The following is a 16,888-nucleotide window of genomic DNA, read 5'->3' as shown; positions in this document are numbered from 1 at the left end:
AGTCCTTGATGCGCAACGCCTCGGGGTTTGCGTCCTCGGCGCCGATCGACAGGTGCGGAACGACACTGGCGAGGCCAGATCGACGATCGCCAGGTCCCAGCCGTGCGGGTGCTCGACCAGCCAGGTCAGAGCGCCGGGCTCGGTGTCGGCGCATCCCACGATGGCGAGGTCAGCGCAGTGGCTGAGGTCTTCCGTGAGGCGGACACGGGCCGCTGCGCTGTCCTCGGCCATGAATATGCGAAGCTTTGACATGATGCAGGCGTTGGGTGGCGCGAATGCGTATGGAGGTCGGCGAGCTCAGCCAGGCTTGCCGTCCAGGCGGGGGCGGGTCAGCACGGCCCAGTAGCGCACGGCATACAAGCCGAAGCCCAATGTCCAGAAGGCGCCGGAAACAAGCACGGCGGCGAGGGTTTGGGACGGTGCGACGAGCGGCACGAAAATCCGCACGAGCGCGGCGAGCAGCACCAGCACGAAGCAGGCGGTATCGACCTGGTCGGCGCGCAGGATTCGAGCGGTGTGACCTCGCGCCGTGCGGACCATCATCCCGATGATGAGCCCCCCGGCCGCGCCGACGGTCAGCGCGTGGGTAGCCAGCGACGGCGACACCCAGCCATGCAATGCCAACACCCGCAACGCGAGGTGCACGGGAATCCACGCGTAGGCCAGGTGCAGCACGAGAACGAGTGTGTTGTTCAGCGTTTTCCAGGGCCGCCAGAGCAGCCAACGCACGAGATGCACGAGCGCCGCCGGCACGGCGATGGCTGCCACGACAAGCGACGGCAGGCCCATTGCGTCGCTGATCGGCAGCGCGATCAGAGAGCCCAGCGCCACCTTCTCGATCAGGGGGTGTCGCGTCGCATTGGCGCCGGAAATGCCGTTGTTGGTGAACATCGGGATCACCCGGCCGCCCATGACCGCCATGATGAACAGCAGGACATCCAGGGCCAACTGGATGCCGATCCATGTCGGCGTCTGGATCACGCCGAGGGCCGAGAGATGGAAGGCGAATGCAGCGCCCGACAGCACCAGCAGCAATCCAATGAAGAAGTAGTTGCGGCGGTTGCGTGCAGTCACGAGAGGGATGGCCAGCGCCACCGCGCACGCCAGCGGAAACGCCGCGTTGACGACGGCGGCCGTCCAGACGAAGGGCGTGAGAACGAGGACGCGCCCTGCCACCCACAGCGCCGCCAGGGCGGCCAGCGGCGGTCCCACGGGCGTCGGCTGGCCCGACCAGTTGCGCCCCGCGGTGAAGAGGAAGCCGACGATCACGGCGAGGGCGAAGCCGAACAGCATTTCGTGTGCATGCCACAGCGGGCCCTGGAGGTAGGCCCCCGGCAGCCAGCCGGCGAACTGCATCGCCCACAGGCCGACGGACAGCGCGGCGAAGGCGCTCGCGAGCAGATAGAACGGTCGGAAGCCGAGTTGCCACAGGGCAAAGCCGGGCCCTTCTTGGGCCGCGGGTGGTTGCGCGCGTTTGACGGCGGTGAAGGGCGCCATTACTGGGTCTTTCTGGCGCCGGCGGCGCCGTGTTGGAGTCGCCACGCCACGGCCGCGCCGGCCACGGTGGCGGCAAAGAAGCCGATCGTCGCTGCGTTGAATGAGGCGCCGGCAGCGCGCAGCGGTTCGCTGAAGGTCCCCAGGACGAGCCGCATCAGGAGCGACAGGTGCAGGGCAGCCAGCGGCAGATAGAAGAAGGCGCCGAACTGCAGCTTGACCCGTGCGATCGCCGGCAGCACGACCGGCGCGTGCCCCATCATCATGCTGACGACGAAGCCGAGTCCCAACGCGTGCAGCGCTGCGTCGCGGGTGGCCCATCCGAGCGCCGTCGTGGCCCACGCCACGCCGGCGACCCCGAGCCAGGCGTAGCCGCCCAGGAGACAGACCGCCATGTAGCGGCTAATGCCGTGCGCGAACACCGTGCGTCGCGCGACATCGAAGGTCACCAGCCACGCGGCGAGCAGCACGAGCGCCGTGCCGTAGACCAGCCCACCGGCGCGCGGCGCCACGCCCGACCATGCGGCGCCCGCCAGCAGCAGCGACAGCACGACATGCAGCGTGACGCTGGCGCTCGGGCGTCGGCGCATGAGCCGCGTCATCTCCAGGCGTTCGGCGGCGATCGTCATGACGAGAAAGGCAAACCACCAGGGAAAAACTGTATTGCCGCCATGTCCCAGCGCGAACAGAACGTTGCCTGTCACCCATGCGGCCGCGCCGACCAGCAACAGAAGGGTGTGGGCCGCGTGTTGGCGCCGCACGACGACCGCGTTGACCGCAAGGAAGGACACCGCCGCCGCCACGCCGAGCCACGCGCCGGCGGCCTGCTGCCCAAGGACCAGGCACAGCGCGCCGGAGCCCGACGCGAGCGGCGCGAGGAAAGCCGCACGATGCTTGACGGCCACTGCGCGTTCGATGCCGATGACCGTGCCCAGAAAGCCGCAGATCATGAGGGCCGCATGCACCAGCAGCACCTGGCCGGTCCAGGCGAAGGAAAGCGGATCCGGCACCGCGACGCCGAGCCGCCAAAGTCCGCCCGCGACACCTGCCACCAAGGAGACGGTCACCAGCGCACCGAACACCACGCGCGCGAAGATCCATGTGCGGGATGCCGGTGCCCAGCGGCGGGCTCGGACGGCAGGACGTTCGGCGTTCACCATCCCATGAACCGTCTGGCGTTGGCGCTCATGCGGTCTGGGGTCCAAGGCGGCTCCCACACCAGTTCGATGCAGATCCTGAGATCGGCCGGGAGGACCTTGTCCAGCTCGAGCTCTGCATCCTCGATGATGAGGTCGATCACCGGGCAGGCGGCTGAAGTCATCGTGATCAGCACGTGCGCGGTTGTGCTGTCTACGGTGACGCCGTAGATGAGGCCGACATCGACGATGTTCATCGAGACTTCCGGATCGACGACGCGTGACAGCGCGTCGGCGATCGGCTGGCGCAAGGCCTCCGGCCCGTCGTAGGGAATGGAAGCCGCCTCGAGAGTTGCCTGCTCTGGTGTACGAGCGCGACGAGAGGAGGAGGTCATGCCGCCCCCTTGGCAGCGCGACGCACTGGGGCTTGATCGACAAAGAATATTGCGGAAAGCGCCTCCCGGTTGTGAACCAGGTCCGCCAGCGTGTATCGATGCAGCACCGCATGAAACGCCGCCACGGCCTCATCCAGCACGCCGCGCAGACGGCACAGGCCGGTGATCCGACATTCGCCACCGCCTTCCCCGAAACATTCCACGATCGCGTTGCCTTCGGTGTGACGCACAACGTCGCCGATATTGATCGAGTCGGGCGCCTTCGCGAGCGACAGACCGCCTCCCTTGCCGCGGACGTTGGCGAGCCACCCGTGCTTGCCCAGGAAATGGACCACCTTGGTCAAGTGATGCTCCGACACCGCGAAAGAGGAGGCGATCTCGGCGATGGTGGCGCGTCGCTCCGGCTGCGCGGCCAGGTAGATCAGCACCCGCAGGCTGTAGTCGGTGAAGGCGGTGAGCTTCATGATCTCTCACGGGCAAGCCGCCTCACCGTTCGGCCACGTGGCCCGCCTGGACGGCCAGACCTTTGCGGCCCTTCAAGCGCGGCGATGTTTGCGGCGCAGATTGCGACGCTGGGCGGCGCAGCAGACGCAGCGCGTACCCGGCGAGCAGCACCGCGCCCAGGGCGAAGACGATGTCGCCCGGAACACGCATCCAGACCAGGATCTCCATCACGCGGGAATGCACGATCTCGGCAGAGCGGGCGTACCACAAGCCTTGCGTGACGCTGGCCCAGGCCTGGTAGATGCCGGCGGGCAGCAGCGACAGGAACACCATCATGGCAAGACCGATGTTGAGGCCCCAGAACGCGGGCTTGAGCAAGCCGTCGGCGTGCAGCTCGCGCTCGTACAGACCGCGCAGGCAGAACAGCATCAGCCCGATGCCCAGCATCCCGTAGACGCCGAAGAGCGCGGCGTGGCCGTGGGCGGCGGTCATGTTGAGCCCTTGCACGTAGTAGAGCGAGGCGGGCGGGTTGATCGCGAAGCCGAGCACGCCGGCACCGATGGTGTTCCAGAAGCCGACGGCCACGAAGCACATGATGGTCCACTTGTAGGCGGCGAGCCAGGGCATGGCCTGCGACCGCCGGTAGGTCTGCAGCGCCTCGAGGCCGATCAGGGTCAGCGGCACGACCTCGAGCGCGGAGAACACGGCGCCCACGGCGATCACCGACGTCGGCGTGCCGGTGAAGTAGAGGTGGTGCAGCGTTCCGAGGATGCCGCCGAACAGGAACACGATGGTCTCGGCGATGATCGCTCGGTTGGCGCTTTCGGTGCGCACCAGGCCCAGACGCGTGAAGATGAGCGCGACGACGGCGGTGGCGAACACCTCGAAGAAGCCTTCCACCCACAGGTGCACCAGCCACCAGCGCCAGTACTCGATCATCGAGTAGTGGGTGTGCTGTCCCCAAACCAGCGAGGTGGAATAGAAGCCGCCGATGCAGGTTGCCGACAGGAACACCATCGCGATCAGGCCTCGCGATGCCGAGGGCTTGGTCAATGCCGGCCACAGCGCGCGACCCAGCAGGAAGACCCAGAAGAGCAGGCCGACGAACAGCAGCACTTGCCAGACGCGGCCCATACTCGTGTATTCCAGGCCCTGGTTGCCCAGCCAGAAGCTGAAGTCAACGCCACGGTGCTGCAAGGTGCCGAGCCAGCCGGTCAGCGTGGAGCCGACGACGATGGCGATCAGGGCCCAGAAGAGCACATCCACGCCGAGCTTCTGCAGCTTGGGCTCGCGGCCGGACAGCAGCGGGGCGATGTACAGGCCGGTGGCCAGCCACGCGGTCGCGATCCAGAAGATGCCGATCTGCGTGTGCACCGTACGGCTGACCACGTAGGGAAGCAGCTCGGCCAACGGAAGCCCGAAGAACGACTGCCCCTCGACCGCATAGTGGGCCGTGATGACCCCCATCGCGATCTGCAGCAGCATCAGCCCGATCACCGCGAAGAAGTACTTGCGCGTGGCCTTCATGGAGGGCGTCGCGGTGGCACCGAGCAGCGGGTCCGTCTTGGGCGGCTGCGCCTCGGCTTCGTGCCTCTGGCTGCCGTGCAGCCACAGCATGGCGGCGATGGCTGCCAGCAGCAGGACGATGCTGACCATCGACCAGACAGCCGCGGAACTGGTCATGGTGTTACCGACCAGCGGCTCGTGCGGCCAGTTGCTGGTGTAGCTCAGTCCCGTCTCCCCAGGTCGGTCGGTGGCCGCAGCCCACGCTGTCCAGAAGAAGAAGGCGGTCAGTGCCTGGCGGTCGGCGCGATCGGGCAGCGTGTCCAGCGTCATGGCATATTGCTCGCGCAGCGTGGCGACCGAGCCGTCGTGGCCAAACAGGGCCTCATAGTGCGCGGCCGTTTCTCGGATCGCCTGCGCGCGTTCCAACGAAACGCTGACCACACCGCTCGTGCTGTCGTAGGTGTTGCGCCGCATCTCGTCGATCACCGTGGCGTCGAGCGCACCGCGTTCCGATGCGCTCAGCGCGGAGGGCTCCTTGCGGTAGGGCTGCGCGTGGCGATTCTTGAGCGCAACGGCCTCACGGTGCAGCCAGTCCGCGGACCAGTCGGGCGCGACGTAGCCGCCATGGCCCCACACGGAGCCCAGCTGCTGTCCGCCGGCCGACAGCCAGACCTGTTGGCCCCGCTGGACCTGCTCGCCGGTGAAGATCACCTCGCCGTTGGAGGCGGTGACGGATGCGGGAATCGGTGGGGCCGTCAGGTAGATCTGCACGCCCAGGTAGCCGAGTGCACCGAACGACAGTACGAAGATGAAGGCGAGCCAGCGCCACAGCCTGTTGTTGTTTCTCATGACATTTCCTTGGGTCATCGAAGAGGGGCCCGGCGTTCAGGCGCCGCCGCATCCACCGCAGCAACCCCCGCTCGCATTGGCGGTGAAGGCCGGGATCTTGGTGATGGCAACGCGCCACACCGAGGGACCTTCCTCGAGGTAGTTCCATGCGAAGCGGTTGGGCCACTGCGCCTGCAACTGCGCGCAAAGCGGCCTGGGATCGTGGTCGTTCACGAGTTCGATGGCGTGGCCGTCATCGAGGGCGGCGAAGGTCGAGAAGATGTGCGAATGACGAAAGCGTGGTTCCAGAACTCGGACATCGACGGTGGAGGAGAAGACTGCAGATTTCACGGGGATTCCTTGTGGATAGCGAAGGGGCTAGAAGGTGTATTCAAGATGCATCTATGCTAGGAAAGGGCCCGGCGCGAGGTGTTGATCTGCATCAAGGTCCGCATCGAAATCGAGGTCGCCTGCGAGCGCCATCGGAGCGCTGCGCCGCGTCACCGGCTTGAGCGCAGATGCAGGACATCGCGGCGATGTCTCGACGGTCCAGTTGCAGTGCAGCGTGGTTCGCCAGCTGCGCGGCGCTGGAGCAGCCGGAGCACGACCAGACCAAGGGGCTTGCGGCGGGATCGTCAAGCGGCCTATCCATCATGGTCAGGCCACGTAACGCAGCACCGTGTAGAAGTGGCAGCCGCTTCCGGCCAGCACGAACAGATGCCACAGCCCGTGGCCGTGACGGACCTTATGGTCGGTGGCGTAGAAGAGCAGGCCGACCGTGTAGCAGGCGCCGCCGCCCAGCAGCCAGCCGAAGCCCGCCGGCGTGAGTGCCCGCCAGAGTGGCCACGCCGCTACCAACGCGAGCCACCCCATGAGCATGTAGATTGCCAGCGACACGGCGCGCGCGCCTCGGGCGAGCCAGATTTCCTGGACGATGCCGGCCAGCGCCAGCCCCCACACGACACCCAGCAGCGACCAGCCCCATGCGCCACGCAGCGACACCAGCGCGAACGGCGTGTAGCTGCCGGCGATCAGCAGGTAGATGGTGCAGTGATCGAATTTGCGCAGGACATCTTTCGCGCGTCCCTTGAAGCTGTGGTACAGGGTCGAGAACAGGTAGAGCGCGACCAGCATCGCGCCGTAGATGCTGAAGCCTGTGATCTTCCAAGGGTCGCCCGCGCGACTGGCCTGCGTGATCAACCAGGCGGTGCCCGCCGATGCGAACCCGGCGCCGGCGAGATGGCTGATGCTGTTGAAACGTTCGCCGCGGTACATGCCTTGCACTGCTTATTCGCGAGCGCTGCGGCGCTCGCCCAGCAAGCGCTGGATCAGGCGGTCCTTCTCTGCCCATTGGGCCTCGACCCATTCGCGAATCCGCTGGCGGTGCGCCCTGTCGCCCGATGAATCCCCGCCCAGCAGGCTGGGCGGAATGGCACATCGACGGACGTCGACGGTGACGGCCTTCACCTTGCCGCACAGCAGCGCCCAGAAGCTGGGCGTCCCCTCGGGGTAGACGATGGTCACGTCGAGCATGGCCTCGAAGCGCTCGCCCATCGTGGCCAGCGCCACGCCGAGGCCACCCGTCCTGGGTTCGAGCAGATGGCGGTAGCTGCTGTTCTGCGCGGCATGCTTGGCCGCCGTGAAGCGGGTGCCCTCGGCGAAATTGATGACTGCCGTCGGAACGCGCTTGAACTTCTCGCAGGATCGTCGGGTCGCTGCCAGATCCCCTCGATGCGCATTCCGGCCTCGGCCGCGTTTCATGAACGGAAAGTCGAGCGCCCACCAGGCCAGCCCGATCACCGGCACCCAGATGAGCTCGCGCTTCAGAAAGAATTTGAGAAACGGGATGCGTCCATGGAAGGCACGCTGCAGCACCAGGATGTCGACCCAGCTCTGGTGATTGCTCGACACCAGATACCAGCCGCGGCGATTCAGGCCCTCGAGGCCCCGGATCCTCCATGGCGCCGGGCACGCGGGCGCGATCCACGCGTTGTTGACGGCCACCCATCCGGTGGCCAGGGTGTTCAGGATCCGGTCACAGCCGGTGCGCACGCTGCCGGCGGGCACGATCAACTTGACCAGCGCCGGTGGCACCATCAGGGTGAACGCGACCAGCGTGTTCAAGCCGAGCAGTGCAGCGCTGAGGGCACCGCGCAGCAGGGCGAGCATTGGTTGGAGGGCAGACAAGGAATGGCGTGCAGAAGGAGGAGCAGGGCGCCTGCGTTTGCGCAGACCTTCAGCCATTCTGCGTGGGCTGCACCTTTGACTTGTTGATCCCGCTCAACCTTCCATGGCTTGCCGGGCATCGATGGCTGCCTCGCGCAGCGTGGCGATCGAGCCCGTCGGTGCCGTCAGGAGGCCGCACCGCGGCGACGCCGCATCTCCGCGCCCATCGCGTCGCGCGCGCCATCGTCGAGCAGCGCGGCCGCAGCCGGATAGGCGAGCTGCTCTTCGGCTTCGATGTGAGCTCCATACAGGCGCGTGAATGCATCGATCTCCGCTGCACTGGCCGTCGAGATTGCTTGCATCTCTGCGCGCTCGAGCCGTTCGAGGATCGCGCGCACCGTGCGCCAGCGCGCATCCATCTGAAGATGTTCCTGCTGCAGGCGAGCGACCAGCGCGAGCATGGAAGGATCGCCGCGCACGACCAGCGTCGGGAACACATGCATCTCCTCGTCGAGATGGTGCTGCGGCGCGGCCATATCGAAGTAGCGCATGACGTCGCGGGCGGCCTGCCGCGCCTGTTGATCGGCGCCGTGACGCGCGACATGGGCGCGCAGCCGCTCGAGCAGCCCGAGGGTGCGCTCCAGGCGCTCATGGCAGGCTTCCATCATCTCGAAGGGTTGTTCGAATCCGGCCGCTGGCGATGCGATGAGAGAGGCCAGGCGCGAAGAGCGGTTCATGGCGCGGGGACCAGTTCGGAGACATAGCGCTCGAGGTCCGGCCGCGCCGGACCGGCCGCGTGGGCCAGCACGGTGCCCACGCTGATGAAGCAGAGCGGTTCCTCTTGTGGGTCCAGAGCGAACAGTGCGCGCAGTCCGGTGGATTGCAGCGCCTTGCCGGAGGTCAGTGCCGAACCGTAGCCCAGGACTGTCGCGGTCAGAAGCATGTTCTGGATGGCGCATCCGGCCGACACGATCCTCTCGGCGGCCGGAATCTCCTCGTTGTCGGGGCCCAGCCGCACGATCGCCAGCATCAGGACCGGAGCGCGAAAGGCCTTCTCGCGCGCCTTGCCCCGTTCGTCAGGCGTGGCTTGCTGCAGGGCCTGCGCGAATACATCAGCGAGGCGCCCGCGTTGCGGCGGCGGCACGATGACAAAGCGCCACGGGACCAGGCCGCCGTGATCGGGGGCCGCGGCCGCGGCGCCGAGGATCTGCTCGAGTTCGGACCGCTCAGGTCCGGGCGTGCCGAGCCGCTTGGGCAGTACCGTGCGGCGCGTGTGCAGGAGTGCTGCCAGTTGCCGTTCAGTGACAGGCGGATCAGCCAGGATGGCCGTCGAAGCGCAGGCGTCCGTATCAGGAGGCATGTCGAATTCCCCGGATGAGCATGAGAGCGGCTCGCGAGAGGGCAACGAGCGTCAGCATGGTCCGGCCGAGCCGGAAGGTCAAGGTGGCGGAAACACGCAGCAGCGTCGCGGCCGCCCGGGCCGCGTTCATCCGCAACTTCCGAGGTGCCCGCACTGCGTGCAGTAGTCGCAGCCGTCCTTTCGGATCATGGCGTGGGCGCCGCATTCCGGGCACTTGGCGCCCATCAAGGGCGAGGGTGCAGCAGCCGTCGGCGTCGAAACGTCCGGCGCCGTTGGCGCCGAGCCGCTTCGCTTCGCGATCAGCTGCTGAATCGCGTACGCGATGGCGCCGACTTCGGAGTCGTGCCACATGGGCACCTGGCTGCCATCGGCCTTCACGTGATGGCCCAGACGCACGGGACCGCGGTCCCATGCCACCTTGCGCATGTCAGCGAGCGCGCGTTCGAGGAAGCCCCCGCGTGCGGCCAGCGACAGCAGCCGCATGCTCGCGGTGATCCACTGCTGCGATTCGCCGCTCTGGCCCACGGGCATGAAGAACTCGATGGCCCGTTCCCGCCCGTCGGCCAGGGGCAGGAAGGACACCACCAGATAGAGCGTCTGCCGGCCCTGCTGCGTCCAGTACTCGATCTTCTCGGCGCTGGCATTCAAGGCACCCGTCGGACGGCTCTCGATCATCGCGCGCATCGGGTCGGCCGCGGCGTTGTCAGCGCGCGAGGGCGCGCCCTCTTGCGCCGTCGGCGCGACCTCCAGCACCGACCCCAGGATGCTGTTGGGCCGGTAGGTGGCCAGTCCCTTCAGGTTGGCGGTCCAGGCGTGCAGGTAGAGTCCCTTGAAGTCCTCATAGGGGTAGTCGGCGGGCACGTTGACCGTCTTCGAGATGGCAGTGTCGACGAAGGGCTGCACCGCTTCCATCATCGCCAGATGGCCGGCCGCGGGCATCGACAGTGCCGAGACGAAGTAGGCGGGTAACGCGTCGGTGTCCCCACCCAGGGAGCGGTACAGGCGCCAGGCGTAATCTTCAACCTCGTACTCGGAGATGCTGCCGTCGGCTTCGCGCTTCTTGCGCCGATAGGTCCAGGAGAACGCCGGCTCGATGCCGTTCGAGGCGTTGTCGGCGAACGCCAGGCTCACGGTGCCGGTGGGTGCGATCGACACCAGATGGCTGTTGCGGATGCCATGCATGCGGATCTGCTCCTGCAATGCCTGGTCCAGGCGGCTGGCGAAGGTGCCGCGCGCGAGGTAGCGCTGCGCATCGAATAGTGGGAACGGACCCTTCTCGCGCGCCAGCGCCACCGACGCCGCGTAGGCGGCGTCGCGCAGGCTGCGTGCAATGCGCATGGCCATGGCCCGGCCCTCGGGCTGGTCATAGCGCTGGCACAGCATGGCCAACGTGTCGCCCAGCCCCGTGAAGCCCACGCCGATGCGGCGCTTGGCCATGGCTTCGGCGCGCTGCTGCGGCAGCGGCCAGAAAGTGAGGTCCAGCACGTTGTCGAGCGCCCGAACCTGCAGTGCGACGGCTTCGTTGAAGCGCTGGAAATCGAACTGCGCCGTCCCGCCGATCCCGAACGGATGGTCGACGAAGCGCGGCAGGATGATCGGCCCGAGGTCGCAGCAGCCGTAAGGCGGCAAGGGCTGCTCGCCGCAGGGATTGGTCGCCTCGATGTGCTCGCAGTAGCGCAGGTTGTTGTCGTTGTTGATGGCGTCCGTGAACAGGATCCCCGGTTCGGCGAAGTCGTAGGCCGAACGCATGATCGTGTCCCAGAGTTCTCGCGCCGGCAGGCGCCGGTAGATCCAGTGGCCGTCCAGGGCCTGCGTGGCGCCTCGCGCGATCAGTTCGGACCCCGGCTTGGCGCTGTGCACGAGCGCCCATTCCTCGTCGGCCGCCAGCGCGCGCATGAACTGGTCGCTGACCGCGACGGACACGTTGAAGTTGTTCCAGCGCCCCGGCGTCCGCTTGGCGGTGATGAACTCCTGCACGTCGGGGTGGTCGATGCGCAGCACGCCCATCTGCGCGCCGCGGCGCGCCCCTGCGCTCTCGACGGTCGCACAGGACCGGTCGAACACGTCGATGTAGCTGCACGGGCCCGAGGCCAGCGAAGCGGTGGCGCGCACCTGGGCGCCGCGCGGTCGGATACGGGAAAAGTCATAGCCCACGCCGCCGCCACGGCGCATGGTCTCCGCGGCCTCGCGCAGTGCCTCGTAGATGCCGGCATAGCCGGCCTCGTCCTGGCCTTGAATGCAGTCACCTACCGGCTGCACGAAACAATTGATCAACGTGGCATCGAGCTCGGTGCCGGCGGCACTCATGATGCGCCCGGCCCCAATGGCTCCTGCGCGCAGGTTGGCGAGGAAGCGCGCCTGCCACTGCGCGCGTTCGCCTTCGGCCTCCACCGACGCCAGCGCGCGCGCGACGCGCGCAAACAGGTCCTCGGCCTCCTGCTCGCCGGGCTTGAGGTACTTTTCCAGCAGCACGTCGCGGCTGATGGGCTGCACCGGCAGCAACGAGCCCAAACCAAGGTCGTCACGCTTCATACGACGGTCTTCTTGGTCGCGGCGCCCGAACGGCACGAGCCGGCGCCCGGGTAGAACAAGCGGTGCTCTTCGCGAGCGCTTGAGCGGGCATCGCCGCGCGCGGCGGGCTGCTGCGAAAGGGTTGGGCTGGATATGACTGTGTGCTGATGCACGATGGGTCTCCTGAAGGGTGCTTGAGCTCGGGGATCAGACGCTCGAGCCGCCCGTGACCCGCGTCCGGCAAGAGCCAGTTGGGCCGTCGACGATTGGCGAGCTGCAGGCGAGGTGCATTTGGCAGGGCAGGGTGCGACGCAGTGGCTAGATGATTCGGGAGAAGCGAGCGCGCTTGCGATCCGTTTGCAGATAGCGGTCGAAGACCATCGCCACGGCCCGTACGAAGAACCAGCCTTTGTCGGTGACAGTGAGATCGCGGTCCGTGAGGCAAACGAGGCCGTCCGCCTCCAGCTGGCCGAGAGCGGCCAGTTCGGACGCGAAGTAGTCACGAAAGGTGATCAGGTGGGCGATGTCGATCGACTCGAAGTCGACATGGCCCTGGCACATGATGGCCATGATCACCGCGCGACGCAGCACGTCGTCGCGCGACAGCGCGAGCCCGCGCACCACCGGCAGCCGTCCCTGGTTGAGATGGTCGTAGTAGTCCTCCAGGGTCTTTGCGTTCTGGCTGTAGGTGCCACCAACCCTTCCGATCGCCGATACGCCAAGCGCGACAAGGTCGCAGTCCGGCTGCGTGCTGTAGCCCTGGAAATTGCGGTGCAGCCGACCTTGGCGTTTGGCGACAGCCAGGCTGTCGTCCGGCAACGCGAAGTGGTCCATGCCGATGTAGACATAGCCAGCGCAGGTGAGGGCGGTGATGGAGCGCGACAGCATCTCGATCTTCGTGGCCGCGTAGGGCAATTCGTCGGCGGCGATCCGGCGCTGCGGCTTGAACCTCTCGGGCAAGTGCGCGTAGGCATAGAGGGCGATGCGGTCCGGACGCAGCTCGCAGATCTGCGCCAACGTGCGGTCGAACGAGGCAGCGCTTTGACGCGGCAGTCCATAGATCAGGTCGACGTTGATGGACTGGAATTTCAGCTCGCGCGCCGAGGCGACCAGATCGAATACTTGTTGTGCCGGCTGGATGCGATGTACCGCTTGCTGGACGTCGGGGTCGAAGTCCTGGACGCCGAAACTCAGCCGATTGAAGCCCAGCCGGGCCAGGTGGGCAAGACGGCCGGCGTCGACCGTGCGTGGATCGACCTCGATGGAACATTCGGCGCCCGGCGCGAATGAAAAAGCTTCGCGCAGCATCCGCATCAGGTCGCTCAGCCCGTCATCGCTCAGGAAGGTCGGCGTCCCGCCGCCAAGGTGAAGCTGGCTCACCGGCGTCCGTGCGCTCAATTGCGCCGCGTGCAGGGCGATCTCCTTCTCCAGGTATCCCAGGTACTCACGCGCACGGGAGGCATGCCGCGTGATGATCTTGTTGCACGCGCAGTAGTAGCACAGCGACGCACAGAACGGAATGTGGACGTAGAGGGAGATGGGGGTCATGACTGCGCTGATGCCCAGCCTTCGCTGCCGCGCCGCGGCACCGTAGTCGTCGGGGCCGAAGGCCTCGACAAAGCGGTCCGCCGTCGGATAGGACGTGTAGCGAGGCCCGGCCACATCGAAGCGGGCCAGCACGTCGGCCGAGACCGAAGACGGTGAGGTTTCGTGGGGCGGAGCCAGGACAGTGGACATCATTGCGTTCAACCAAGGAAAGGCAGGTCTTCACTGTGCCTTCGTCGCGCCGGTCGTTGGTTGATGCTTGTCAACATAAGCAGCCGGACCGCTCGGCAGGAGGCATCTGAACAACGATCTGCACGAGCGCCGATGACGACGATGACGACGATGGCGACGATGGCGACGATGGCGACGATGGCGACGATGGCGACGATGACGCCGAGCGACTCGGCGCCCGGCGAGACGCTGGCGGGAGAGCGGTCGGATGCGGCGTCGAGGCCATGACTGCCGCGACGGTCAGGGGGCGACGTTGCGTTGTGCGCGGAGCTTGCACGCTGAAGCGCCCGCGCTGCGTGCTGCCTACGAGCAGCAGGTGGTCCAGATCAATACGGTCTCGGAGATCTCAACTTCAGCGCTCGTTCGCAAGGGCATCCACCTGGGGTTCGAGCCGGGCTCGGCAGCAAATGGATCAGCGCGCAGCGCGCCTTGGCGCTTATCAGGAAAGCGCGCGGGCCAAGGTATCAGCGCAGTACCAGCACGGGCACGTCGGAGTTCGCAAGCACATGCGCGGTTTCGCTGCCCAGGAAAGCGCGTGCCAGCCCTTTTCGTCCGTGCGAGGCCATCACGATGAGATCGCTGCCGTGCTTGATGGCGGCACCAATGATTGAATCGGCCACTCGATTCGATTTGACAGACGCCGTGCTGACCCGTACGCCGCATGCTTCGGCGCGCTTCTCGAGCGCCTCGAGCATGGTCTTCGCCTGCTCAGCGCGCCGGCACCCGATGCGGTCGATCTCCTCGGCTTCGAATTCGATGGTGCCGTCCATGTAGCTCTTGGCTTGCCGTCGTACCACGGTCACGGCCCTGAGCTCGGCCTTGTGCTCCGCAGCCAGGTCGATGGCTTTCGAGACGGCCTTTTCCGCCAGCACGGAGCCGTCAGTGGCAACAAGAATGCGCTTGAACATGAACTGTCTCCTCGGAGGTTGAGTTTCTGCAGCGTAGCCCCGCGGGGGCTTTGGAGCTTGATCCAGATCAAGCATGCACCCGGTTTCAAACGCAGAATGCGGCAAGCGAACGAGTACATGGACCTGCCGACGCACCCGAGAAGGCGACGACTGCGGGGAATGGTGAGCGCGCGTCGAGCGCGCGCAACATAGGAATGCAGCTGTATCCGAACGAGGAGCCGATCCCGATGACTGACCGAACTCGTGAGCCCGCCTGGGCCCATGGATCCCAGCAACAAGGCCGGGATCGGTGCGTCAGCAGTGGGGCGCATGCGATGTGCAGCATGTCCCACTTGAGCCTCGCTGTCTCGAACGCCTACGCGCGTCGACTCGTCGGCCGGCCGGATCTGCTGCATCGAACACGCTCCACTTGTGCGGCCGCTGCCGCAACGCTGACATGCGCTCGATGAACAGATCTCGGCAATGGACGCTGGGCGCCAAGCTGGCGCTGGTCGCCATGCCGTTCCTGTTGGCAGCCCTTGGCGCCATCGCGACCTTGGTCTACATGTCATGGCAGATCGAGGGGGGCGCCGCTGCGGTCAACGAAGCCGGGCGCATGCGCATGCAAACCTATCGGATGGTGCTGTCGGCTGGCGCGGGCGATGTACGGGCGCTGTCTCAGCAGGTGGCAGAGTTCGAGCGCAGCCTCCAGGGACTGCGCCGCGGCGACACCGAACGGCCGTTGTTCGTGCCCTGGGACGACACCGTGCGTCAACGCTTCGCCGTCGTCGAACGCGACTGGGCCGCCTTTCGCCGGCGCCTGAACGATTCGATGCCGCCGGGCGTCGCGACCCGCCTCGGCGAAGACGCCGTCGCGTTCACGTCGAGCATCGATGCATTCGTCGCCGGCATCGAGGCCCATTTGTCGCGATGGACTGCGCTGATGCATTTGCTGCAGGTCGCGATGATGGGCGTGGCGCTCATCGGCGCGGCGGTGCTGGTCCATACCGGTTACCGCTTCGTCCTGGAGCCGCTGGGATTGCTCAAGCGAGCGATTCACCGCCTACAGGATGGCGATCTCGGCGCCCGCGTCGAGCGCACCAGCACGGACGAGTTCGGCACCCTGGCGGAGGGATTCAACAACATGGCCGAGCAGCTGCAGGCCATGTACCGGAATCTGGAAGGCCGGGTCCAGGAGAAGACGGCGCAGTTGGAGAAAGAGCGCGGCCGGCTGGAATGCCTCTATGAGGTGACGACGTTGGTCGCCAAGGCCTCGACACTCGACAAACTGGCGCAGGGGTTCACGCAGAGCATCGCACAGATCGCACATGCCGACGGCGTCGCCTTGCGCTGGTCGGACGAGGCGAACCGCCGGTACCTGATGCTCGCCTCACAGGGCTTGCCGCAGGCGATGACCGATGCCGAGCATTGCCTGGCGGCAGGCGATTGCCATTGCGGCTCGCCACTGGCATCGCCGGGCGCGCGTGTCATTCCGATCCGTACCATGCACCCCCTGCGGATGCGACATTGCGCCCAGGCCGGCTTCGAGACCGTGGTGTCCATACCGATCCGGCTGCATGAGCGGCTGATGGGTGAGGTGGACCTCTTCTTCCACGCCCAGATCACGATCTCCGAAGCCGAGCGCTCCCTGCTCGAATCGCTCACGGTCCACCTCGCGGGCGCGATGGAGAACCTGCGCCTAAACTCGCTCGGGCTGGAGGCCGCCATCTCGCAGGAGCGCGGCTTCCTCGCGCGCGAGCTGCACGACTCGATTGCCCAGTCGCTCGCGTTCCTGAAGATCCAGGTCCAGCTCATGCGCGACGCGATCGCTGCCGGCGATCCGCTGAAGGTCCAGCACGTATTGGGCGAGATCGACGTCGGCGTGCGTGAGAGCTACGGCGACGTGCGGGAGCTGCTGATGCACTTCCGCACCCGGGCCAACAGCGAAGACATCGAACCCGCACTTCTCACGACGCTGCGAAAGTTCGAGCACCAGAGCGGCCTGAAGGCAAGCCTGCAGATGCTCGGCCAGGGCATGCCCTTGCTCCCGGACACTCAGATCCAGGTGCTGCACATCGTGCAGGAGGCGCTGTCGAATGTTCGCAAGCACGCCCGTGCCAGCCAGGTGTGGCTGGACGTGCAGCAGGCGCCGCAGTGGCGGCTCGAGGTGCGCGACGATGGCCTCGGGTTTCCCGACGGCCACGGCGCGCCCGACGAGACTCACGTGGGCCTGCGCATCATGGCGGAGCGCGCCGAACGCCTGGGTGCGCAGCTCGACGTGATGTCCTCGCCCGGCCGCGGCACCTCGGTCGTCCTGACCCTGCCAATGATGTCCCGCACCGGTGGCGCGGTGGCGCCACCGCAACGCCAAATCGCCTGAATCCC

16 protein-coding genes are annotated in these 16,888 nt (G+C 66.7%); 2 read left to right on the top strand and 14 right to left on the bottom strand.

The genetic code is table 11. The features are described from left to right. Window positions 1-297: 297 nt before the first annotated feature. The 13 genes from ACSQ86_RS36265 to hemN all read right to left on the bottom strand — a co-directional run bounded on the left by ACSQ86_RS36265 (window position 298) and on the right by hemN (window position 13,577). On the bottom strand, window positions 298-1,497 hold the full coding sequence (locus ACSQ86_RS36265) for an NnrS family protein (protein ID WP_436310829.1): 1,200 nt from the start codon (window positions 1,495-1,497) through the stop codon (window positions 298-300). Further along, on the bottom strand, window positions 1,497-2,654 hold the full coding sequence (locus tag ACSQ86_RS36260) for a hypothetical protein (protein WP_436306424.1): 1,158 nt from the start codon (window positions 2,652-2,654) through the stop codon (window positions 1,497-1,499). Before ACSQ86_RS36260 ends, ACSQ86_RS36265 begins: the two co-directional genes overlap by 1 nt. Beyond that, window positions 2,648-3,025 carry a metal-sulfur cluster assembly factor gene (locus tag ACSQ86_RS36255; RefSeq protein WP_436306425.1) on the bottom strand — a complete coding sequence of 126 codons (378 nt, stop codon included), beginning with the start codon at window positions 3,023-3,025 and terminating at the stop codon, window positions 2,648-2,650. The genes ACSQ86_RS36260 and ACSQ86_RS36255 overlap by 7 nt, the downstream gene beginning before the upstream one ends. Then, the gene (locus ACSQ86_RS36250) at window positions 3,022-3,489 is read right to left on the bottom strand and encodes an RrF2 family transcriptional regulator (protein ID WP_093110357.1); all 468 of its coding nucleotides are present in this window, start codon (window positions 3,487-3,489) and stop codon (window positions 3,022-3,024) included. The genes ACSQ86_RS36255 and ACSQ86_RS36250 overlap by 4 nt, the downstream gene beginning before the upstream one ends. A gap of 22 nt (window positions 3,490-3,511) precedes the next feature. Further along, the gene (locus ACSQ86_RS36245; RefSeq protein WP_436306426.1) at window positions 3,512-5,824 is read right to left on the bottom strand and encodes a nitric-oxide reductase large subunit; all 2,313 of its coding nucleotides are present in this window, start codon (window positions 5,822-5,824) and stop codon (window positions 3,512-3,514) included. A gap of 36 nt (window positions 5,825-5,860) precedes the next feature. Then, on the bottom strand, window positions 5,861-6,154 hold the full coding sequence (locus ACSQ86_RS36240; protein ID WP_436306427.1) for a DUF2249 domain-containing protein: 294 nt from the start codon (window positions 6,152-6,154) through the stop codon (window positions 5,861-5,863). Between the two features lie 91 nt (window positions 6,155-6,245). After that, window positions 6,246-6,455: a putative zinc-binding protein gene (locus ACSQ86_RS36235; protein WP_436307723.1), complete on the bottom strand. Its 210-nt coding sequence runs from the start codon at window positions 6,453-6,455 to the stop codon at window positions 6,246-6,248. Between the two features lie 5 nt (window positions 6,456-6,460). Next, a complete protein-coding gene (gene trhA / locus ACSQ86_RS36230; RefSeq protein ID WP_436306428.1) occupies window positions 6,461-7,078 on the bottom strand; it encodes a PAQR family membrane homeostasis protein TrhA in 618 nt (205 codons plus the stop codon). Between the two features lie 12 nt (window positions 7,079-7,090). After that, window positions 7,091-7,990 (bottom strand): acyltransferase, encoded by a 900-nt coding sequence (locus ACSQ86_RS36225; RefSeq protein ID WP_436306429.1) that lies wholly within the window; start codon window positions 7,988-7,990, stop codon window positions 7,091-7,093. A gap of 164 nt (window positions 7,991-8,154) precedes the next feature. Continuing rightward, on the bottom strand, window positions 8,155-8,706 hold the full coding sequence (locus tag ACSQ86_RS36220) for a hemerythrin domain-containing protein (protein ID WP_436306430.1): 552 nt from the start codon (window positions 8,704-8,706) through the stop codon (window positions 8,155-8,157). Next, the gene (locus tag ACSQ86_RS36215; protein ID WP_436306431.1) at window positions 8,703-9,329 is read right to left on the bottom strand and encodes a nitroreductase family protein; all 627 of its coding nucleotides are present in this window, start codon (window positions 9,327-9,329) and stop codon (window positions 8,703-8,705) included. Before ACSQ86_RS36215 ends, ACSQ86_RS36220 begins: the two co-directional genes overlap by 4 nt. Window positions 9,330-9,455: 126 nt before the next feature. Further along, the gene (locus ACSQ86_RS36210; protein WP_436306432.1) at window positions 9,456-11,861 is read right to left on the bottom strand and encodes an adenosylcobalamin-dependent ribonucleoside-diphosphate reductase; all 2,406 of its coding nucleotides are present in this window, start codon (window positions 11,859-11,861) and stop codon (window positions 9,456-9,458) included. Between the two features lie 297 nt (window positions 11,862-12,158). Beyond that, a complete protein-coding gene (gene hemN, locus ACSQ86_RS36205; protein WP_436307724.1) occupies window positions 12,159-13,577 on the bottom strand; it encodes an oxygen-independent coproporphyrinogen III oxidase in 1,419 nt (472 codons plus the stop codon). Window positions 13,578-13,709: 132 nt separating this feature from the next. On the opposite strand from hemN, the gene ACSQ86_RS36200 reads away from it, so the two are divergent. Further along, a complete protein-coding gene (locus ACSQ86_RS36200; RefSeq protein WP_436310828.1) occupies window positions 13,710-13,844 on the top strand; it encodes a hypothetical protein in 135 nt (44 codons plus the stop codon). A gap of 236 nt (window positions 13,845-14,080) precedes the next feature. Here the strand turns inward: ACSQ86_RS36200 and ACSQ86_RS36195 are convergent, their stop codons facing one another. Then, a complete protein-coding gene (locus ACSQ86_RS36195) occupies window positions 14,081-14,599 on the bottom strand; it encodes a universal stress protein (RefSeq protein ID WP_436310827.1) in 519 nt (172 codons plus the stop codon). Between the two features lie 370 nt (window positions 14,600-14,969). Here ACSQ86_RS36195 and ACSQ86_RS36190 point away from each other — a divergent pair, with 370 nt between their 5' ends. Beyond that, on the top strand, window positions 14,970-16,883 hold the full coding sequence (locus ACSQ86_RS36190; protein WP_436310826.1) for a type IV pili methyl-accepting chemotaxis transducer N-terminal domain-containing protein: 1,914 nt from the start codon (window positions 14,970-14,972) through the stop codon (window positions 16,881-16,883). Window positions 16,884-16,888: the final 5 nt, after the last annotated feature.

Origin of the sequence: Variovorax sp. LjRoot130, from assembly GCF_964253755.1 — a bacterium.
Classification (GTDB): domain Bacteria; phylum Pseudomonadota; class Gammaproteobacteria; order Burkholderiales; family Burkholderiaceae_C; genus Variovorax.
This window is presented reverse-complemented; position numbering and strand designations above follow the sequence as displayed.